Source organism: Bacillus sp. SG-1 (assembly GCF_000181495.1).
In the GTDB taxonomy this organism is placed as follows: Bacteria; Bacillota; Bacilli; order Bacillales; family Bacillaceae_B; genus Rossellomorea.
In genome coordinates, this window is the sequence record NZ_ABCF01000022.1 from 1 (window position 1) to 21258 (window position 21258).

Annotated in this window: 17 protein-coding genes; 15 read left to right on the top strand and 2 right to left on the bottom strand. The window is 38.2% G+C overall.

What is annotated here, in order from left to right; all coding sequences use genetic code 11:
* Positions 1-47 precede the first annotated feature (47 nt).
* Complete coding sequence (locus BSG1_RS10950; protein ID WP_006837086.1) at positions 48-1547, top strand: SH3 domain-containing protein; 1500 nt, start codon at positions 48-50, stop codon at positions 1545-1547.
* Between the two features lie 68 nt (positions 1548-1615).
* On the opposite strand, the gene BSG1_RS10955 is transcribed toward BSG1_RS10950, so the two are convergent.
* Both BSG1_RS10955 and secA2 read right to left on the bottom strand, forming a co-directional pair.
* Positions 1616-2473, bottom strand: a complete 858-nt coding sequence (locus BSG1_RS10955; RefSeq protein WP_006837087.1) for an SLAP domain-containing protein — start codon at positions 2471-2473, stop codon at positions 1616-1618.
* Position 2474: 1 nt separating this feature from the next.
* Positions 2475-4850 (bottom strand): accessory Sec system translocase SecA2, encoded by a 2376-nt coding sequence (gene secA2, locus BSG1_RS10960; protein WP_006837088.1) that lies wholly within the window; start codon positions 4848-4850, stop codon positions 2475-2477.
* A gap of 378 nt (positions 4851-5228) precedes the next feature.
* On the opposite strand from secA2, the gene BSG1_RS10965 reads away from it, so the two are divergent.
* From BSG1_RS10965 to BSG1_RS11030, 14 genes are all read left to right on the top strand, one after another.
* A complete protein-coding gene (locus BSG1_RS10965) occupies positions 5229-6296 on the top strand; it encodes a glycosyltransferase family 4 protein (protein WP_006837089.1) in 1068 nt (355 codons plus the stop codon).
* 140 nt (positions 6297-6436) lie between these two features.
* Positions 6437-7549, top strand: a complete 1113-nt coding sequence (locus tag BSG1_RS10970) for a DegT/DnrJ/EryC1/StrS family aminotransferase (protein ID WP_006837090.1) — start codon at positions 6437-6439, stop codon at positions 7547-7549.
* An 83-nt stretch (positions 7550-7632) separates the two neighbouring features.
* Positions 7633-8370: a hypothetical protein gene (locus BSG1_RS19845; RefSeq protein ID WP_006837091.1), complete on the top strand. Its 738-nt coding sequence runs from the start codon at positions 7633-7635 to the stop codon at positions 8368-8370.
* Positions 8363-9376 carry a Gfo/Idh/MocA family protein gene (locus tag BSG1_RS10980; RefSeq protein WP_006837092.1) on the top strand — a complete coding sequence of 338 codons (1014 nt, stop codon included), beginning with the start codon at positions 8363-8365 and terminating at the stop codon, positions 9374-9376. Before BSG1_RS19845 ends, BSG1_RS10980 begins: the two co-directional genes overlap by 8 nt.
* A gap of 13 nt (positions 9377-9389) precedes the next feature.
* On the top strand, positions 9390-10703 hold the full coding sequence (locus BSG1_RS10985; protein ID WP_006837093.1) for a nucleotide sugar dehydrogenase: 1314 nt from the start codon (positions 9390-9392) through the stop codon (positions 10701-10703).
* Positions 10704-10717: 14 nt separating this feature from the next.
* The gene (locus tag BSG1_RS10990; protein WP_044022760.1) at positions 10718-11449 is read left to right on the top strand and encodes an N-acetyltransferase; all 732 of its coding nucleotides are present in this window, start codon (positions 10718-10720) and stop codon (positions 11447-11449) included.
* On the top strand, positions 11450-12889 hold the full coding sequence (locus BSG1_RS10995; RefSeq protein ID WP_156791467.1) for a lipopolysaccharide biosynthesis protein: 1440 nt from the start codon (positions 11450-11452) through the stop codon (positions 12887-12889).
* Entirely contained in the window at positions 12889-14487 is a 1599-nt protein-coding gene (locus BSG1_RS11000) for an asparagine synthase family protein (RefSeq protein ID WP_006837096.1), read from the top strand. The genes BSG1_RS10995 and BSG1_RS11000 overlap by 1 nt, the downstream gene beginning before the upstream one ends.
* Positions 14484-15539 (top strand): non-hydrolyzing UDP-N-acetylglucosamine 2-epimerase, encoded by a 1056-nt coding sequence (gene wecB, locus BSG1_RS11005; RefSeq protein WP_006837097.1) that lies wholly within the window; start codon positions 14484-14486, stop codon positions 15537-15539. The genes BSG1_RS11000 and wecB overlap by 4 nt, the downstream gene beginning before the upstream one ends.
* Positions 15540-15554: 15 nt before the next feature.
* Complete coding sequence (locus BSG1_RS11010; protein ID WP_006837098.1) at positions 15555-16931, top strand: O-antigen polymerase; 1377 nt, start codon at positions 15555-15557, stop codon at positions 16929-16931.
* A 14-nt stretch (positions 16932-16945) separates the two neighbouring features.
* Entirely contained in the window at positions 16946-18055 is a 1110-nt protein-coding gene (locus BSG1_RS11015; RefSeq protein ID WP_006837099.1) for a glycosyltransferase, read from the top strand.
* Positions 18052-19134 carry a glycosyltransferase gene (locus BSG1_RS11020; protein WP_006837100.1) on the top strand — a complete coding sequence of 361 codons (1083 nt, stop codon included), beginning with the start codon at positions 18052-18054 and terminating at the stop codon, positions 19132-19134. The genes BSG1_RS11015 and BSG1_RS11020 overlap by 4 nt, the downstream gene beginning before the upstream one ends.
* Positions 19131-19991: a UTP--glucose-1-phosphate uridylyltransferase GalU gene (gene galU, locus BSG1_RS11025; protein ID WP_006837101.1), complete on the top strand. Its 861-nt coding sequence runs from the start codon at positions 19131-19133 to the stop codon at positions 19989-19991. The genes BSG1_RS11020 and galU overlap by 4 nt, the downstream gene beginning before the upstream one ends.
* A 13-nt stretch (positions 19992-20004) precedes the next feature.
* Positions 20005-21225, top strand: coding sequence for a glycosyltransferase family 4 protein (locus tag BSG1_RS11030; protein ID WP_006837102.1), 1221 nt, complete (start codon positions 20005-20007; stop codon positions 21223-21225).
* Positions 21226-21258: the final 33 nt, after the last annotated feature.

Sequence of the window (21258 nt, forward strand, 5' to 3'; positions counted from 1 at the left end):
GCCTTGGGACGAACCAGGGCTTTATTTTTTGAATAAGGGGGATAACATTGAGAAATCTTCAATATCTATTTGTAGCTCTATTCTTAGGTGGTTTTGTATTTTTATACAGTAGTCAACCAACCACTGCAGCAAGGACTACTCATGCTGAAACATTGGTTAAAGAAGCGGAGTCATGGGGAGGTGCCCTAAAGTGGGCCATTTCTATTGAGTACATTGGTAAAGTCGACTACCCAAACATGGATACTTATAATAGTACTAAGGTAGCTTTGTCGGAGGCTCAAAAAGCTGTATCTGCTTTACCCGAAAGTGAACAAAAACGACAGTTAGAGGAACGCTTGGAATCCAAGGTAACGATTCATTTCAAGCGTGCCATGGCTTACATCGACGCTATAACGTCAGGCAAGAAAATCCAAGCTCATAAGGCAACACTTCATAATAATATATATGTTTATGAAGATATTGAAAAAACAAAAGCGTCCTATGATACTTTAAGCGCGGAGATCAGGAAGCAGGCAGTGTTATTATATCGAGTGTATGGAAAATCTACAAGAGACGCCATTCTTGAGGAGTTTAAAGATCCTGCAGAAAGCCTGCTGAGAGCTGTAATATATGAAATAACGGTTTATAATGCTTTAAATGATGTAGAAGGACAAATTGCAAAGGGTGTTTCACATCCTCGATTAGAACAAGCTAATATTCATATTAAAAATGTGAAAGGGAGCAGTCCATTTTGGAATGAACTCTATTCAGGGGTTGAGAATGCTAATAATACTGTCAAAATGTCGTATGCTGAACTAAAAGATCTTTTGACTCAGCAAGCTAAAAGAACAGGTATCCCGCCGGAAATCCTAAAAGCTATTGCCTACAATGAAACTGCATTTACTCAATTTGGTCGTAATTATGGGCCGAATATCAGTTTTGATAATGGAGTTGGCTTGATGCAGATAACTGTAGACTCTAACAACAGTCCTTATGATTACCAAAGATTAAAATTTGACACTGCCTACAATATTCAGGTAGGCGCAGAGATTTTAAAACAAAAGCTTGACTATGACATTCCTGTAATCAATAATGGTGATCTTGCTTTTCTGGAAAATTGGTATTTTGCTATTTTAGCTTATAATGGATTGTCAAAGATTAATGATCCTACTATATATCCTGCAACCTATCAGCAAAGGATATACACTACTATCAGTAATAATAGTCAGGTGAACCCTGAGGCCCTATCAAAAGACGATATTATGATAACTTATAAAGAAAACTCTAATATCATGGAGTTTGGTGCCAAGATGTATTACCAGACCTCTAGGACGACAAAAACAACTCAGGTGTTTGAAATAGGTGAAACAGCAATATTAAAGCATAGTGTCGCTTTGAGAAGCAAGCCGACTACTTCCGGTGATTTTATTTCATCGCTGCCTGCAGGTTCAACGTTAAAATTTCTGGGTAAACCGGAGAGTGATAATAACCCGAGTAACCATTTTGTGTGGTATCGAGTATCATTGCCAAATGGAGATGAAGGGTATGTGGCATCCGTAAGTTTTTAATAAATAAGTAAAAAAAAGCAAGGGGGTAGTCCAGAAAAGACTGCCCCTTTGCTTTTTCACTATTTCAATCATTTACCCACAGCCTTTGTATCTACCGGAGTCACTCTCCACCTTCGAAAATCAATTTCTTCTATTATATGACTACCTGATAATGGAAAGATAAATGACCATGGTTTGTACGTATTTGGTTTAACTTCAAGCTCCTCGAAAAGGAAGTTGTTCCTTGTCACTTCATTCTCAAAGGCGTCTTCCAAGCATAGCGTTAAAGAATCCAATCTAATTGTTTGTTCTGTCGTATTTCTTAAAAATACATTGGCAATGACTTCTTTCTTATTTTTATCGAGATGTAGTTCTAGTCCCATCAGGTTAAAATCATTTTTATTTACGAGAGTTGGCTGCTGATCAACAATTCTTTGTAAAGCCCCTTTTTGTGCATCGTTTAATCTTTCGGCCCATATCGGCTCCAGGTCAAGTATCGGCTTACTGATCTTGGGTTTTAAGTCAACAAGTAGTTTCCAACCATTTTTACTTATGGGTTTATTAGTGAAACGGTCTTCCTTACTGAAAAGGAAGCGCCAAGGTACACTCGTGCAGGGTGGCAATGATCCTAAATCTTCCAGTTCAACCAGTTTACTGGCGATCTTATGGTGATTCTCATCGACAATAGTCAAAACAATATTCTGAAGTCTAGTCAGCTTTTTAAACGCATTTCGGATAAATGCCGTTATTACAAGGCTTTTATCGTCGTTTTCAATAAGTTCAATGCCTAAAAAAGAGAGTTGGTTCTCTCTTAATCCGGACAATTTTGCATGATGGTACATATAAATATACTTCTCTTGGTCTGCCATGTTCCAAGAGGGATGAAAGTATAGGCTGGTTTTGTGTAATCCTTCTGACAGGGTTGTGTTTTCTTTTTGAGCATTCATGTTAGCTGTTCACCTCGCTCTTGGTATCAAAATATTGCCTGATAAGTACAGAAAATCTTCTTGCAATTCGAGAGTGTAGCTGTTGCAACAAGTATAAGAACATTTCGTATCCTTCTCTTTCGAAATATCTGAAAGGATCTTCCTGTCCAAAGGCCTGCAAATGTACTCCTTCTTTTAACTTTTCCATATTCTCGAGATGTTCGACCCAAACTTGATCCAGGATAGCAAGAGTTATTGATTTCATTTGTTTATTAACTTCTATCATTGAGGAATGGGTCTCCATAAATGAAAATGCCTCTGCCTTAACTGTCTCTATTCTTTCTTTTAATGATATATATTCCAAATTTTCAAAGTCTTCCTGTTTGAGGTTTGCAAACGGGAATAAAAGGGATATCTCTTCTACTAACCCACGGATGTTCCATTCTTCGTGCATTTGATCTTTTGGACAATACTTTTCGAATATAGAAGCTATGTTTGCTTCTATTAATTCTTTCACTATAAAAAAGATATCTTCATTAGCAAGAAGGCGGTTCCTCTGCGAATATACAGCGCGCCGCTGTTGGTCGATAATATTATCGAACCTTACCAGGCTGGAACGTGAAGAGAAATGACTGCTTTCAACTGTAAGTTGAATCTTGTCCAGGAACTTAATAGGATTAGGCTGAAGGATCAAACCTGTAGTATCTGTTTTCACCTTTTTCTTCCACTTCCTCACATCTTCATCGTCATAATAAGTAATGATTCTGTCATCCATGGAGAGAATAAATTGTGTGGAACCAGGATCTCCTTGCCTTCCTGACCTGCCTCGCAGTTGGTTGTCAATCCTTCTGCTTTCATGACGGTCTGTGCCAATGATATGAAGTCCACCAAGGTCACGAACTTCTGTATCAATTGCAATGTCTGTCCCGCGTCCAGCCATGTTGGTTGCGATGGTGACCTTACCTTTTTGACCGGCTTTGGCGATAATTTGGGCCTCTTGCTCTTCTGTCTTTGCATTCAACAATTCAAACGGAATGCCGTTTTTAGTGAACTCTTCAGCAATTTTTTCTGATTGTTCGATGGAAGTTGTCCCTATCAAAACAGGCCTTCCTGATTTATTCAGCTGTTTTACTTCTTCCATGATTCTTTCTAACTTAGAAGGAAGATCGTTATAGATTAAATCTTGAAAGTCTACCCGGATAGTTGGCTTGTTTGTAGGAATTTCAATTACATTCATTCCATAAGTTTCGAAAAACTCTTTTTTCTCGGTTGCTGCGGTCCCGGTCATGCCGGAAACGAGTTCATATAGTTTAAAGTAATTCTGGACGGTGATGGATGCCATGGTTTGATTTTCATCCTGAATTGGAATTCCTTCCTTTGCTTCAATTGCTTGTTGAAGGCCATCGCTGTAGCTTCTGCCCTCCATGATTCTACCTGTAAATGGATCGACAAGCAGAGCTTGTTCGTTCCGGACAATATAGTCAACATCCCGCTTCATGATCACGTGGGCACGCAAAGACTGCATAATAAAGTGAAGAAGTATCTGATGCTCTGCATCGAACAAGTTTGATATCCCGAAAGCTTCTTCCACTTTTGTAGTACCTTCGTCTGTAAGATAAATTTGTTTAGATTCCGGATAATATTCGTAATCGGATTCCTCTTCAAATGAACGGACAACAATGGATGTAATATTGTACAGTTCAGCAGAATGGTTTGATTTGTTTGCGATAATTAATGGAGTTCTTGCCTCATCAATTAATATGCTGTCAATTTCATCAATAATCGAAAAGTATAAAGGGCGCTGAACCTTTTCTTGATTGTCGGTAACCATATGGTCTCTCAGATAATCAAACCCGAACTCATTCGCAGTTCCATAGGTAATATCTTTTTGATAAGCTTCCTGTTTTAGTTCAGAGGTGAGACCGGAAATGTTAAGACCAACGCTTAATCCCAGAAATGTATGTATACTGCCGATGTGCTCAAAATCACGCCTTGCGAGATATTCATTTGCGGTTATTACATGGACGCCTCTGCCTTGCAAGGCATGAAGAAAGCTTGGGAGTGCTGCTACAAGGGTCTTTCCTTCTCCGGTTTGCATTTCTGCTATATTACCTTCAGCGAGAGATAGACCACCAAGGATTTGAACATCGTGATGCCGCATACCGAGAACCCTTTCGGAAGTTTCTCTGACTAATGCGAAAGCATCATGGATAATTTCATTTATAGAAGCTCCACTTACAAGACGCTTTCTTAAAAGTGAAACTTGCTCTTGTAATTGTTTGTCTGACATTTTTTTATATGTTGATTCAAGGGAGTTGATTCTATTCAGTTCTTTTTTGAGTCTTCTTAATTCTTTGAATGAGCTGTCGCTTATAAATTTTTTGATGTTTTTTATCATAAATGTAATCACCTATATCCCCATAATTTCTGGTTAAATTATACCATATTTAGTAAGCCTAATCTGCAATCTATTACAAAAACTGCTAAAAAACCAGTGATTTAGTACATAGACATTTTGTAGAAGTTTAAGTATTAACCAATAAAGGTATTTAATGTAACAAAAGCGACAAATTTTGCTCAGTTGAAACCTTTTCCTTCTAATTTCGTCTATTATTAGTGGGAGGGGGCTATGGTTTTAGGTAATAATATTATGTAAAAAGTTTCTTCGTGTAAATAAAGATAAAAAATTGTAATATAAAAGGGATTGAATTCTTGTTGAAATATGATACGATTACAATGGTTTTAACAAGCATTAAAATTTGAGAAAAACTAGGTGATGCTAGTGGATATAATAAATTTCTTGCTGCCTTTCATCATTTCCATGGCTACATCTTTAATCATTACTCCATTAGTGATTAAGTTGGCTATCAAGATTGGCGCTACAGATGAACCAAATAAACGAAAAGTACATCAAAAAATCATGCCGCGAATGGGCGGCCTGGCTATCTTCATTGGAGTAGTTGCCGGTTACTTTGCCGGAGGACTTTACAATGAGAAGATCACGGGCATTATTCTCGGAGCCATTCTGATTATGGCTGTCGGGATATTAGATGATAAATATGAACTTTCTGCCAAATATAAATTGGCTGGGCAGTTTCTTGCTGCAGGAGCAGTTGTAGGAAGCGGGCTTACAATAGATATTATTACCATTCCCTTTATAGATACTTTTGAGTTGGGGAACTGGTCATATTTTGTCACTTTTTTCTGGATAGTAGCCATTACCAATGCCATTAATTTAATTGATGGATTGGATGGATTGTCTGCCGGGATCTCTTCTATTGTCATTGGTACAATAGCCTTTATGGCAGGCCTGGCAGGTAAGCCGTTGATTCTTATGCTCTCCCTGATTTTATTAGGTAGTGCGTTGGGTTTCCTTTATCACAACTTTTTCCCGGCGAAGATATTCATGGGAGATACAGGTGCATTATTCTTAGGATATTCAATTGCCATCCTATCATTATTGGGGCTGTATAAGAGTGTAACCTTATTTAGCTTTATTATTCCTATTATTATTTTGGGAGTGCCGGTTTTTGACACGACCTTTGCGATAATTAGGAGAATAGCCAATAAAAAGCCGATATCAGCACCTGATAAGTCACATCTGCATCATAGGTTGTTAGCGTTGGGGCTATCGCATCGAAACACTGTTCTGGTTATCTATGCATTTGGATTGCTCTTCAGTATAAGTGCGATAACATTGGAAGCTTCTACTATGTGGGGAAGTATACTGATTGTTTTTGGTTTGCTTCTAATTACGGAAATTATTGCGGAAACCATTGGATTGGTCCACGACAGATATAAGCCGGTTATTAAGCTGTATCGAAAAGTGACAGGAAAACAATAAAATATGGCCGTTTGTGGTTTCCACAAGCGGCTTTTTTAAAAAATGCATGCGAAAGTTGTCACAATGTAGTATAGTTTTTGGCATATTTTATTATGTTAAAATATAGGTTGTCAGATTTTGAAATTAATGGAGGAATTTAAATGAAAGTCCCTATGTTAGATCTTTCCGAACAATATAGTGAGTTAAGAGAAGAAGTACTTAAAACTTTAGATGAAGTTATGTCCAGTTCACGTTTTATCCTGGGGGATAATGTTAAGAAATTGGAGCAAGATATTGCTGAGTATAGTAAGGTTCCACATGGGATCGGTTGTGGAAATGGAAGTGACGCCATACATATAGCCCTTCAAGCTGCTGGAGTTGGCGCTGGAGATGAGGTTATCACTACACCATTTACCTTCTTCGCCACTGGTGGGGCCATTGCGAGAGCGAACGCTACGCCGGTTTATGTTGATATCGATCCGGTAACATTCAATATTGATCCGGAAGCTATTGAAAAAGCTATTACAGATAAAACAAAAGCAATTATTCCTGTTCACTTATATGGACAAATGGCGGATATGACGCGCATTCAACAAATCGCCGAAAAGCATAACCTTTTTGTTATTGAAGATGCTGCACAAGCAATTGGGGCAAAGCACAACGGCAAAAGTGTTGGAGAGTTAGGGACAGCTGCTACATACAGTTTCTTCCCGACCAAGAACCTTGGAGCATATGGAGACGGAGGTATGATTGTCACTAACGATGAGGATATTGCGGAAAAAAGCCGTGTAATCCGTGTTCATGGCAGCAAACCTAAATATTACCATCATGTATTAGGGTATAACAGTCGTCTTGATGAACTTCAGGCAGCTGTCCTTAATGTGAAATTCCCTCACTTGGATAAGTGGAGCCAACTAAGAAGGGAAAAAGCTGACACATATACAAAGCTACTTCATGAGATGGCAGGAGAAAAAGTAACTACTCCAGTTGAGGTTGAAGGGAGTTATCATGTATTCCATCAGTATACAATCCGGGTAGAAAAGCGTGACGAACTTCAGGCTTTCCTTAAAGAACAAGGTGTAGCTACAATGATTTACTATCCGCTGCCATTACACGTTCAGCCGGTATTCAAAGATTTGGGATATAGCGAAGGAGACTTCCCGGTTGCAGAAAAGGCAGCCAAGGAAGCGTTGTCTCTTCCGATGTTCCCTGAACTTAAAGAAGAGCAGCAGATCTATGTAGTTCAGAAGATTGCTGAGTTCTTTAATAAGTAAATCTATTCCAGAAGCGTCACCTAGGCACTAGGGGCGTTTCTATTTATTGGTGACCATAATAGCCAAAAAGGTTGGTGTGATTTTTGGAAGATAAAAAAAAACAGTTTACTCTTTATGAATACTTACTTTTTTTCTGGAGAAAAAAACTTTTCTTAATACTTATTCCTTTGATAGGGTTGGTTCTGGGGGGCGCGGCATCTTACCTTGTCCCCAAAAAAGCTGAATATATTGGACAGACAACTGTTTACACAGGTTCCGTATACTTGGAAATACTAAATGACAGGGCTATGGTTGCCGACCGTTATGGTCTGAACCCAGAGGATGAGTTCTATGTTTCAGCTAACAACTTCCTAAAAGTTAAAGTCTATGGGGACGATGAATCCTATCTTGAAAATAAATTAGAAGCTTTCAGAACTGACTTGGAAAGTGACCTTATGAACGAATACGAGAAGCGATTCCAAGAAACTGAAAGTATTATTGAGAGAACAGAAAATTACTTAAGCCAACTTGAGTCTGCTCAAGAGCAATATTTGAACAGGCTTGATAGTGCATTGTCAGAAGAAGATAGTGCAGTGTTCGAAGAAATAGTGAGACAAAATGATGTAGAAATTGCCTCGTCTCTTGCTAAAATTGACCGGGTTAACGCGGATCTGGCTTTCTTCGAAAAACCTGAAGTCAGCTCTGTGAATGTCTCTAAAGTAGACAACCATACATTAGAATATGTAATTGGTGGCTTTATTCTGGGGCTGTTCTTGGCAGTAGTGATGTTGATTTTATGGAAATATATTCTGGACGCAAGGAGGGCATCTAAAATTGATTAATTTTGCTGTTGTAGGGGTAGGACATATAGCAAAGAAACATATCGAAGCAGTTAACAATGTGGAAGGCGCTCGTTTGGTAGCCGTTTGTGATACAAACGAAGAAAGATTGAACTTACCAGAGTACCACGGGTATAAAAAATATACAGATCTAAATCAAATGTTGACAGAAAATGAAGATATTCATGTCGTGAACATCTGTGTTCCATCCGGTTTGCATGCCCCGTTGACTAAAATCGTCACCTCTTTTAAACGACATGTTATCGTTGAGAAACCAATGGTATTGAAACTAGAAGACGGTGAATCCATGATTCAGGATGCTAAAGAGAATGGTGTAAAATTGGCTGTAGTTCATCCAAACCGTTTCAGGCCAGCCATTCAGGCATTAAAAGAAGCAGTAAAAACTAATAAATTTGGTACGCTAAGTCACGCTAATGCAACCGTGCGCTGGAATCGTAATCAAGCTTATTATGATCAGGCGCCATGGAGAGGGACCAAGGAATTCGATGGTGGTGTCCTTATGAACCAGGCGATTCATGACCTTGATCTTTTATTATGGCTGATGGGTCCTGTGAAAAGCGTACAAGCTATGGCAGCAACAAGGTTAAGAAAGATTGAGACAGAGGATGTGGCAGTGGCGACTGTTCAGTTTGAATCAGGCGCATTGGGGGTAATTGAAGCTGCTACTACCATTTATCCGACCAACTTAGAAGAATCACTTGCTATTTTTGGAGAAACAGGGTCAGCTAAAGTAGGCGGCAAAACAGCCAACCTCATCGAGCATTGGGACTTTGAAGCAGTAACTGAAGAGGAAACAAACACATTGACTGGGCAGATTAAGAAGGATCCATTCGGCACTCCTGGCCATCAATGCATCATTGAAGATATGATTAGGGCAATCAATGAAGACCGTGAACCAATTGTCTCAGGAGCAGATGGTATGGCTCCGGTCAAACTGATCCATGCCATTTTAGAATCAGCAGAAACTGGAAAGAGAATCGACCTATAAAGGAGCTAGGGCTATGAACCATTATGAAAATTTATTAAACAAAATAGAGAATAAAGAAGCGGTTATTGGTGTGGTTGGACTTGGGTATGTTGGATTGCCGCTCGCAGTAGAAAAAGCGAAAGCAGGATATAAAGTCATCGGTTTTGATGTCCAGCAATCCAGGGTAGATGAAGTTAATAAAGGTGTTAACTACATTGGTGATGTGGTAGATGAAGATTTAGTTGATATGGTTAAATCTGGGCGTCTGATTGCCACTACAGATTATGCGCAAATTGCGGAAGTGGATGCTGTAGCGATTTGTGTACCTACACCTTTGGATATTTACCAGCAGCCGGATACTTCTTATGTGAAAAGCTCTTCTACAGAAATCGCTAAATATGCTAAGCAAGGAACGTTGGTTGTTCTTGAGTCCACTACTTATCCAGGAACAACAGAGGAAATTGTTAAGCCTACATTAGAAGCAAAAGGGTACAAAACCGGGGAAGATATTTTTATCGCCTATTCACCGGAACGCGTAGATCCAGGTAATAAACAATTCAAAACAAAGAACACTCCAAAAGTAGTTGGAGGAATCACAGAAAAATGTACTGCTGTTGCAGCCAGCCTTTACAAAAATGTCCTGGAAGGTGATGTGTTTGAAGTTTCCAGTCCGGCAGTAGCCGAAATGGAAAAGATTTTTGAAAATACCTTCCGTCATATCAATATCGCCCTTTCAAATGAAATGGCCATTCTTTGTGAAAAAATGGGCATTGATGTTTGGGAAGTAATCGATGCAGCCAAAACCAAACCATATGGTTTCATGGCATTCTATCCAGGGCCTGGTTTAGGCGGACACTGTATTCCAATCGATCCATTCTATTTGACTTGGAAGGCAAGAGAGTATAATTACCACACCCGCTTAATTGAATTAGCCGGGGAAATTAACAATAGCATGCCTGAATATGTCATCAACAGAACAATGCAGATTCTTAATGAAGATGGAAAAGCACTACGTGGTGCCAAAGTTACAGTTATGGGCGTAGCGTATAAAAAGGACATTGATGATGTGCGCGAATCTCCGGTCCTGAAAATCATTGAGCAATTAGAAGCACAAGGCGCAGATTACAAAGTTGTCGATCCGTATGTAACTTCCTTTAAAGCTGCAGGTAAGACGATTGAAACAATCGAAGCAAACAGAGAGCTATTGAATGATTCTGATATTGTGCTATTAACAACGGATCATACTGACTTTAACTATGAAATGATTGCCAAGGAAAGCAACGTTATTTTTGACACAAGAAATGCATTGCAAAATGTAGAGAAACCTAACAAATATATTAAATTGTAATGGGAGAGAGTGTAATGAATTTTGTTCATGATAGTGTAAAGCTTGATGAATCTGTTACAGTGGGTTATTTTGCCGTCATTGAAGAAGGTGTTCAAGTCGGGAAAAATGTGCAAATTGGTAACAGGGTAACAATCCACAAAGATACCTTCATAGGCGATAATACAGTGATTTCTGATGGTGCTGTTTTAGGGAAACCCCCTAAACCGGCAAAGACAAGTACTGTAAAGCTTCAAGGGGATATTCCTGGCCTTACAATCGGTGACGAGTGTACAATTGGGGCTAATGCTGTGTTATACCGTGGGGCTAGCATTGGTTCCTTTACACTTGTTGCTGATTTGGCAAGCGTAAGAGAAAATGTTGAAATTGCGGACTATGTTATTGTCGGGCGTGGTGTTACAGTTGAAAACCATGTGAAAATTGGAAGCAAAACAAAGATCCAGTCAAATTCATATATTACAGCTTATACAACACTGGAAGAGCAAGTATTTATTGCACCTTGTGTAACCACTACAAATGATAACTTAATGGGAAGAACAGAAGAACGGTTTGATAGTATCAAAGGGGCGACCGTCAAGAGGGGGGCCCGTGTTGGTGGAGCCTCAATAATTCTGCCTGGTATTACTATTGAGGAAGAAACCTTTATTGCAGCAGGTGCTCTTGTTACAAAGGATACCGAGCCGAAAACCTTAATTAAAGGGGTACCAGCTAAATTTGCCCGCATGGTTGAAGAGAGAGAGTTGTTATAATTGATAAAGCATTTAAAGCGTTTAGGGGCGGATTCGCTCCTTTACGCTTTTATGAATGTAGGGACCAAGATAATTGCCTTTATCATGCTTCCTATATATACAAGGTTTTTATCTGACCCCTCCCAATATGGTGTCTTAGATTATATTGATAGGATTACGTCCATGTTGACGTTTTTAGTCATATTCGGAACAGATTCAGCCCTTGCTTATTATTACTTTGAAGCAAAAGATCAGAAGCTGAGGGATTACTATGTGAGAACGGTCATGATGTTCCGTCTGGTCATTGTCATGATACTTGGATTGGTTGTTTTTGCTGGGGGAGACTGGTTATCAGAGTTGCTCCTTGAAGAAACAGGGAAATCATATTTATTACTCATTGCCATTGGAACACTATTTTTCGATACAATCCTCACACTGATCTTAACAGTGTTAAGATATGATTTCTTTACGAAACGTGTAGTATTCTTTACAGTACTTAAGATGCTTCTTATTGCTGTAGTTTCCTATTTAATGCTCATTACTATCTGGCCAACGGTCACTGGGATCCTTGCAGCACGTATATTGAGTGTTGGTTTTGTAGCCTTGCTGTTATTTAAGTATGCCGTTAAATACGTACGACCCTATTTTGATAAGAAACTTCTGGTTGAAGTTTTAAAGTATGCGGCTCCTTTAGTCCCGGCATCGCTTGCTTTTTGGGTAATCGTCAATGCCAATACGATGTTCCTAAAGGAATATACCTCGTTTGAGGAAGTGGGTATTTACGGTACTGCTATCAAATTTGCGGCGCTCATCACGTTGGTTACCAGTGGTGTGCAAATGGCATGGAGACCTTTTTCTATGTCACTTAAAGACAAAGAAAACAACGCCCGGATTTTTTCTAAAATTTATATGGCCATCCTGTTGATAGGAACTTTTGGAATCATGATTGTTGCTACTATCATGCCATGGGTCATTAAAGTGTTGGATTCAAACTATTGGGAAGCATACAAATATGTGGCTCTTATCTCGACGACAACGTTTTTAAACTTTTACTATATGATTATTTCGATCGGAATATTTTTCACAAAGAAAACAAAATACATCTCTTATGCTTTTGGCATGGCAGCAATAGTCAATGTTATCCTGAACATAGCGCTGATTCCTAAATTTTCGATATGGGGTGCAGTAGCCGCATATTTACTATCCTATATAGTGGCGATTGTATATATCTTTATTCGGAGTCAAAAGCTTTTTTATGTACCGGTGTCAGGTATGAAAATGTCTATTCAATTTCTTTGGGTCATCGTATCTGTAATAGGAATAGTTTACATACAAGAACATGCAGCAATTTCTGATGTGAACATTATTTATGTATGGCTATTTTATCTTATTGGGTTGTTTGCAGTAGGAATTCATAAGGACCTTTTATCAAAAGGCTTAAATGAAGGTGTTGAATCTTGATGTCAGTCCGTATAGAAGTTAATAATAAACAATTGATCAAGCGATATGCAACCAGTAGCGAAATCATATATTTTGCTGGGTATGTTTATTATGGAAACACGCTGTTTACAGGGAAATCCATAATTGAATTGATACAGCAGAAAGCCACCGATGATTTTGAGAAGGTTTTACAGGAAATTAGAGGAGAATTTGTTCTCATAATTGAAAGAGGGGAGCAAGTAGTTGCTGCGGTCGATCGTAAGCGCAGTATCCCTTTGTATTTCTATCAGAAAAATGATCAGTGGATTGTTACAGATAAGGTATCCAGTTTATACAAGGGAGAACTGGTTGATACGGCGGTTACAGAATTTATTATAACAGGGGTTACAACCAATGATAAAACACTTTTTAAAGGTGTAAAGCAAGTTGAGGCCGGTTGTTATATTAAGAATGAAACGGATAACCTTAAGATGTATCGCTATTATTCTTTTTACCATTCTCCAATTGAAAAGGACCTTATTTCTCTTAGTGAGGAATTTGAGTCGGTATTGATAGAGGTATTCAAAGATTTAGGTGAACGCACGAAAAACAAAAAGATCGTTTTGCCTTTAAGCGGGGGATATGACTCCAGAATTATTGCATTGCTTCTAAAGAAGTTTGGTAATGACAATATCATTGCTTTTACATATGGCAAAAGACAAAATAAAGAAGCTGGTATTAGCGAAGGGATTGCCCACGGTCTTAATATCCCCTGGGAATTCTATGAATATAAAAAAGAGGACTGGTACTCTTGGTACAATTCCGACCAATGGCAAAAATATGTGGATTTTGCCGTTAACGGCAGCAATTTAGCACATTTACAAGATTGGCCTGCGGTTACAAAACTGGTTGAGAATCACCCGGAAGATCTTGTGTTTATTCCTGGTCATTCAGGAGATTTCGTTGCAGGCAGCCATTTACCTTATGAAATCACAGAGGACCGTAATTTTAGCATGGATGACGTTATTTCATTTATTTTGAAAAAACACTATAAGCTCTGGGATATCGGCTCAATTGCTGAAAAAAGACCAGACTTAATCAATGAAATCAGAGAGTCCATTCAACACCTTCCTTATAAGAGTAATGAAGAGGCAAGTGCTTCATTCGAATATTGGGATTGGAAAGAAAGGCAAGCGAAATTTATCATCAATTCGTTAAGGGTCTACGAATTCTATCAACAGAATTGGGAAATCCCCTTATGGGACGACCGGATCATGGATTTTTTCAAAAAGGTCCCAGTTTCATTAAGATTTAATAAATACCTGTATGATTATACCTTGCACAGAATGTTTCCAGACTACTTTGATATGCCACAAAAGTTGTCGGGAAAAGAAGCATCCCTTTCACAAAAGTACGGAAAGCTCTATGGTGTTGGGAAAAAAGTTTATCAAAAAAAGAAGCTTTGGCAACAATATTATAAAGATCCAATGGAATGGTATGGAATATTTCCAGATTATAAGAGCTATATATTAGCACTTCGTTTTAGGATTAATGGATTAACCTATAAAAATCCATATAATATTAATTCTTTCTTAGTAAAGGATTATATCTTGAAAAACAGGAGGGTTTTCCTTAAATGAAAATTATTACAGTCATAGGAGCAAGACCTCAATTTATTAAAGCAGCTCCAGTCTCAAGGGTTTTGAGAGAGCATGTGCAAGAGCTTATCATACACACAGGCCAGCATTATGATGCCAACATGTCTGATATCTTTTTCGAAGAGCTGAATATTCCTAAACCGGATTATCAGTTAGCGATTGGCTCTGGTTCTCATGGAAAACAGACTGGTGAAATGCTTGCTGGAATAGAAGAGATTTTCTTAAAAGAAGATCCTGATTATGTTTTGGTATATGGCGATACAAACTCTACATTGGCAGGGTCATTAGCTGCTTCAAAACTGCATATTCCAATTATTCATATTGAAGCAGGCCTAAGAAGCTTTAACAAGAAGATGCCGGAAGAAGTTAACAGAATTCTAACCGATCATATTTCTGAATTCTTGTTCTGTCCTACAGATACTGCAGTAGAGAATTTGAAAAACGAGAATATCACTAAAAATGTTTTCAATATCGGGGATGTAATGTATGACGCAGTTCTTTATAACCAAGGGCTTGCAAAAGAAAAATCCCAAATCCTTAATACTCATGATCTTCTTGATAAAGACTATCACTTAATTACCATTCACCGTGCGGAAAACACAGATGATCCTGATAGAATTAAAAATATTTTGGAAGCTTTAAATGAAATCGACACTTTAAAATTATGGCCGATCCATCCGCGTACAAAAAATGTTCTCAGCAATATGGGCTATGACCTGGATAAGGTACATAACCTGAAAGTTATTGAACCGGTTGGGTATTTGGATATGTTAACGTTGGAGTCTAAAGCAAAGAAGATAATTACTGATTCAGGCGGTGTTCAAAAAGAGGCCTATTTCATGAGAGTTCCTTGTGTAACCGTCCGCGAACAAACAGAGTGGGTTGAAACCCTGCAATTTGATGCGAATATACTTACAGGTACGGATAAGGCGAAAATACTTGAAGCTGTAGAGAAAGAAGGTACGCCGGAGTATTTGAATGTATTCGGTGATGGACATGCAGCTGAGAAGATTTTAAACATAATCAATAAATAAAGAGGGTGCTTGTAAGTGCTCGAAATTTCAATTTTCATTGTAGTATTATCGGCTTCTGTGCTGCTGTTTCGCAATGTGGCAGGAAGCCTTTCTCCACTAAAGCCCAACTTAATATCGATTATTTTTTATTACTCATTACTTATTTCAAGTTTTATTGGAAGTGTTCTGATTGCCTTGGATATTGATCATTATTACATGATTAACAGGTTAGACCATGAAAAATATAGGCGGATAGGTTTCCTATGTATATCTTTTGTCATGATATTTCTTCCATTAACGATGCTGATGGTTAACAAGTTATTAGGTTTCAATTCAAAAAAGGAATTTAATGAGTACCTGAAAAAACCAATCCACTATAAATCAAGTCAGAATTCCGATACGTTTTTTTGGTTGTTTTTTTCCTTATCAAGTATTTCAATTTTGGCTGTTTTTTACACGTTTCTAAAGACAGAAACAATTCCACTTTTTGAATTATTGAAAGGGAATTTTAACGATTTAGCCCTGTTAAGAATAGAAGCTGCACGAAGCTTTAATGGAAATATATATGTGAGAAATATATTCGCTATTGCTCTAACCCCAATATTATCTCTCATAGCTTATATAGTCAGTTATCATCTAAAGACATTACGATGGAAATTTCTGTTCTTGGTTCTATTTTTTCTATCGATTTTAATAAGTGTTTATGACTTAGCAAAGTCGCCAGTCTTTTTCTATATTATTATGTTTATCCTAGTAAGGTTATATATAGGAAGCATGAAACTAAATTGGAAAAGGATAAGTCTTTATTTAGTGGTGGGAAGTACTTTATTAATAGGCATGTATATCTCCATCCAAGGTGTTAGCAATATAAATGAGTACTTATCCTATTCTTCCGGACCTATCGGGAGAATCATCCTTGCACAAGTATCACCGGCTTTCCTGCATCTAAACCTTTTTAATGAATCTGTTCCTTTTTTACAGGGCCAAAGCCTGCCTTCAATAATTGTTGGGTGGTTTGATGTAGAAACTGTTCGTTCCGCCCGGTTGGTAATGGAAAATACATTCCCGGCTAAAGTGGAAGATGGCACGGCAGGAGTTCTAAATACTTTATATATTGGTGAAGCTTATGCAAATTTTGGATACTTGGGTATTTTGATTGGTACAATATATTTAGGTTTGCTTATACAACTTTTGTATATCTGCTTTTTACGGCTTCCTAAGAACCCGGTGTTTATTGGATTGTTCGTTTACTTTACAGTCAATATTCCTCGAACTTTAGTTGGAGGATTTGCAGATTTTCTGTTTAATCCAATATGGGTTTTAATCACAGTTGTATTGGTGGGTTTACTGATTGCAGAGCAAGTGATTCACTACGTGCCGGTTCTGCAAAAGAGATTCAAGGCTTATAAATAGTAAGGGGAAATCATATGAAATCTGTCCTTTTATACTACCCTTTTACAATGGTAGAAAATGCTAATAGCGGTTCCAAGCTTAGACCTATTGAAATGTACAAAGCATTCCTTAAATGGGGAAAACGGAATGGTATTGAAATCGTCTTGATTTCAGGAAATTCCGAGGAAAGAAGTTCACAATTTGACACATTGAGAAAGGAAGGTAAGTTTGAGCACCTCCTTTTCTGTTATATGGAGAATCAAACTATTCCCTTATGGTTAACAGACGAAAACCATATTCCAAAAAAGCCCTTCATTGACAGGAAAGTTTTCTCCTTTTTAAAAGCGCGAAATGTTCCAACTGGAGTTTTTTATCGGGATGTTTATTGGAAGTTTGATGACTTATACCCTCTTTCAGGTATAAAGAAAACAATCATGCAATCGATTTACAAGCTCGAGGAAAGGTTTTATGAGAAATATTGCGAGGTTATTTACCTCCCGAGTGATGCAATGGGGAAATTTGTAAATATAAATAGGAACAAAGTCGCTTTGCCGCCAGGCGGGAAAAGCCAAGAGCTGAATTCAAAAGAACAAACTTCTCAATTAAGAGGGCTATATGTTGGCGGAATCAATAATGAAGCATATGGCTTGCCTTTATTACTTAAAGCTTTAAAAATATTCAACGAAAAAGAAGAACGATTGTCGCTTACTGTTGTCTGTAGAAAGGACGAGCTTAAAAAAGTTTCACAGGATATTCTAAGGGATATACAACAATTAAATGTTAATGTTTTGCATGTGAGCGGTTCAGAGCTAGATGAGGTTTATAAAAGAACTGATATCGCTTTCATACCGAGAGAGAAAACAACCTATAATGACTTTTCAGTTCCGGTAAAATTGGTGGAATATCTTTCAAATGGACTCCCGGTTGTGGCTACCAACTGTGCAGCTCAACAAGAATTTATTGAGTCAGGTCCGTATGGTGTAGTAGGGGAAGCCAATGTCAATAGCTTTATTCAAGCTATTGAAAAGATTAGTGACAATTTACCCTTCTATAATGAAAAGATTGTAGAAAACTTTTTAACTAATCATTCCTGGGATGCACGTGTTGAAAAGGTTCAAAAAACATTGTTAAAGGAGAAGTCATGAAAGTAATCTTATTAGCTCCGAGTAGGTCAATACACACACATAAATGGGCAAAGTTTTATCAGGAAAGAGGCATTCAGGTTAAGGTTGCTACGTTTTCTGATCATTATTCCGAGGAAAATGCCAAGCAGGTAGATACCTTTACTCTTCCTAAACACCTTCCAGGAAAGATGTCTTATTTCTCAGCTGTATTTGCATTGAGGAAATTAATTAATGAATTTAAGCCGGATATTCTTCATGCCCATTATGTATCCAGTTACGGTGTATTAGGGGCGCTGGCTAATTTTCATCCCTATTATGTATCTGTTTGGGGAAGGGATGTCTTTCAATTTCCTCAACAGGGACAAGTCAATAAAAAGCTTGTAGAATTTGCTCTGAAAAAAGCTGATGTTATCTGTTCAACTAGTAAAGTGATGGCTGTAGAAACAAACTTGTATACAGATAAAGAAATTCACGTTACGCCATTTGGGGTCAATATGGAGTATTTCAATCCGGAAAACAACGAGATTGGACACGATAAGAAGGTAATTGGCACTGTAAAAGCCTTAGAAGATAAATATGGTATAGGAGACCTTGTAAGGGCATTTGCTATCGTCCATGAGAATCATCCTGATACTGAGTTGTTGATAGTAGGGGACGGACGTCAGAGAAAGGAATACGAGGATCTGGCAGCCCAACTTGGCATTGCAAATGTAACCACCTTTACCGGAAAGGTACCTAACGAGGAAGTTCCTGATTATATTAAAAAGATGACTGTCTTTGCTGTTCCATCAACCGAAAACAGTGAAAGTTTTGGAGTGGCTGCAGTAGAATCTATGGCGTGTGGAGTACCTGTTGTTGTGTCAAACATAGGAGGGTTACCTGAAGTTGTAGTGGACGGCATAACCGGTATTGTAGTTCCAAAAGAGAACCCCCAGAAGTTGGCAGAAGCATTTACAAGAATCATTGAGGATCGTCAACTTGCTGTTCGAATGGGAGAAGAAGGGATAAAGCATGTAGCTAAACATTTTAATTGGATAGATAATGCCAATTACATGTTGACTCTTTACGACAAAACCCTAAAGGGAGGAGAAGGAGTATGATTAAAAAAGCTGTTATTCCTGCAGCAGGCTTAGGTACTCGCTTTCTGCCTGCTACTAAAGCTCAGCCGAAGGAAATGCTGCCTATAGTAGATAAACCAACCATTCAATATATCATTGAAGAAGCGGTAAAGTCGGGTATAGAGGATATCATTATTGTTACTGGCAGAAGCAAGCGTGCGATAGAAGACCATTTCGATAAATCCGTAGAACTGGAAATGCTACTTGAACGTACTGGGAAGCATGAGATGCTGGAAATTGTAGAATCCATATCCAATTTGGTGGATATTCACTATGTAAGACAAAAAGAACCACTAGGTCTTGGACATGCGGTTTTATGTGCAAAAAAATTCATAGGTGACGAACCATTTGCAGTATTATTAGGAGACGATATCATTGACAATGAAGTTCCCGCATTAAAGCAGATGATGGATCAATATAACATCGTTCAATCAAGCATCCTTGGAGTAAATGAGGTTCCGAGGTCTGAAGTAGATAAGTATGGGATTGTATCTTATCAAGAACAGCAAGGGGAATTATACAAAGTAGACAGCTTAGTTGAAAAACCAGCTGTTGAGGATGCCCCTTCTACTCAGGCGATAGTGGGAAGATACATTTTATCACCGACAATTTTTGAAACTCTGGAAACAGTTAAACCAGATAAAAAGGGAGAAATCCAATTAACTGAAGCTATCGATAAATTGCTGGATAAAGAAGATATCTACTCTTATATTCTACAAGGGAATCGTTATGATGTAGGAGATAAATTCGGATTCTTACAAGCCTCAATAGATTTTGCTCTTAAACGTGAAGATTTAAGTGAAAAACTTAAATCGTATTTAAAAAACATCGAGAAATAGTGAGGGTTAATTAATGAGAGTAATTTATTTGTGTCAGCATTTCCCTCCTGAAACCGGAGCACCGCAGATTAGGGTGTTCGAAGTAAGCAAAGAGCTTCTTAAACAGGGGCATCAAATAGAAGTCATTACAGCTTTTCCTCATCATCCACACGGGGTAATTCCTCAAGAGTATAGAGGGAAGTTTTATATGTTTGAAGAGTGGGAAGGGGTACCTGTCCATCGTACATGGATATACCCGTCAGCAAAAGGGTCCTTCTGGAAACGCTTAGCTTCTTACTTTTCATTTACCTTCAGCTCTTTCTATGGGCTATTGAGGGCAAAGCCTACGGACGTCATTATTTGTAATTCACCGCCCCTGTTTTTAGGTATTACAGGGTATTTAGGTGCAAAGTTAAAAGGTGCTAAATTTGTATTCAATATTGCAGATATTTGGCCTGAATCTGCAGTGGAGCTTGGGATTTTAAAGAATAAAACATTCATTAAATTGGCTGAGATTTTGGAGACTTTCTTATATAGAAAGTCCTGGAAGATAGCTGCTGCAACTGAAGGGATCAGCGATTATATGATAAAAAAGGGAAAACCTTCTGAAGATATTTTCTTACTCCCGAATGGCGTGAATACGGATTTCTTTATGCCTGCACCTCCAGATAAAGGTTTGTTGGAAGAATTAAACCTTCAAGGCAAAACCGTAATTACTTACGGCGGTAATCTTGGATATGCCCAAGGGTTGGATTCCATTCTGAAAACCGCGGCAATCCTTCAAGAGAATCATCCTGATATTCATTTCTTATTTGTCGGGGACGGTCCGGAAAAGGATACATTATTAGCTCTTAAGGAAGAATTAAAGCTTTCAAATGTTACTTTTTATGGGGCGGTTCCTTTAGAAAGAATGCCGCAGGTCTTTTCAATTTCTGACTTTAGTATCGTTTCCTTGAGAAACATTAATTTGTTTAAAGGAGCACGGCCTTCAAAGATATTCCCTGCTCTATCTACAGGAACTCCTGTAATTTATTGCGGGGTTGGGGAATCAGCAAAAATCCTGGAAACTAAAAACTGTGGCAGAATTGCACCTCCAGAGGATCCTGAAGGAATTGCGAACGTCATAAAGGATTTAGAGAATCTTACTAAAGAGGAATATGGGGAGATGGCTAAAAATGGAAGGGAACTCGCGGTAGATGAGTATTCCTGGAAAAGAATTGTAGACGATTTATTGATTAATATTGAAAAAAAATAAGCACAGGTTATCCTGTGCTTATTTTTTGTGTTT

Excerpts from the sequence above, each read along its gene's own strand:
- BSG1_RS10955 (WP_006837087.1), bottom strand. The coding sequence starts at position 2,473 with ATGAATGCTCAAAAAGAAAACACAACCCTGTCAGAAGGATTACACAAA.
- secA2 (WP_006837088.1), bottom strand. The coding sequence starts at position 4,850 with ATGATAAAAAACATCAAAAAATTTATAAGCGACAGCTCATTCAAAGAA.
- BSG1_RS10965 (WP_006837089.1), top strand. The coding sequence starts at position 5,229 with ATGCTAGTGGATATAATAAATTTCTTGCTGCCTTTCATCATTTCCATG.
- BSG1_RS10970 (WP_006837090.1), top strand. The coding sequence starts at position 6,437 with ATGAAAGTCCCTATGTTAGATCTTTCCGAACAATATAGTGAGTTAAGA.
- BSG1_RS10985 (WP_006837093.1), top strand. The coding sequence starts at position 9,390 with ATGAACCATTATGAAAATTTATTAAACAAAATAGAGAATAAAGAAGCG.
- BSG1_RS10990 (WP_044022760.1), top strand. The coding sequence starts at position 10,718 with ATGAATTTTGTTCATGATAGTGTAAAGCTTGATGAATCTGTTACAGTG.
- BSG1_RS11000 (WP_006837096.1), top strand. The coding sequence starts at position 12,889 with ATGTCAGTCCGTATAGAAGTTAATAATAAACAATTGATCAAGCGATAT.
- wecB (WP_006837097.1), top strand. The coding sequence starts at position 14,484 with ATGAAAATTATTACAGTCATAGGAGCAAGACCTCAATTTATTAAAGCA.
- BSG1_RS11015 (WP_006837099.1), top strand. The coding sequence starts at position 16,946 with ATGAAATCTGTCCTTTTATACTACCCTTTTACAATGGTAGAAAATGCT.
- BSG1_RS11020 (WP_006837100.1), top strand. The coding sequence starts at position 18,052 with ATGAAAGTAATCTTATTAGCTCCGAGTAGGTCAATACACACACATAAA.
- galU (WP_006837101.1), top strand. The coding sequence starts at position 19,131 with ATGATTAAAAAAGCTGTTATTCCTGCAGCAGGCTTAGGTACTCGCTTT.
- BSG1_RS11030 (WP_006837102.1), top strand. The coding sequence starts at position 20,005 with ATGAGAGTAATTTATTTGTGTCAGCATTTCCCTCCTGAAACCGGAGCA.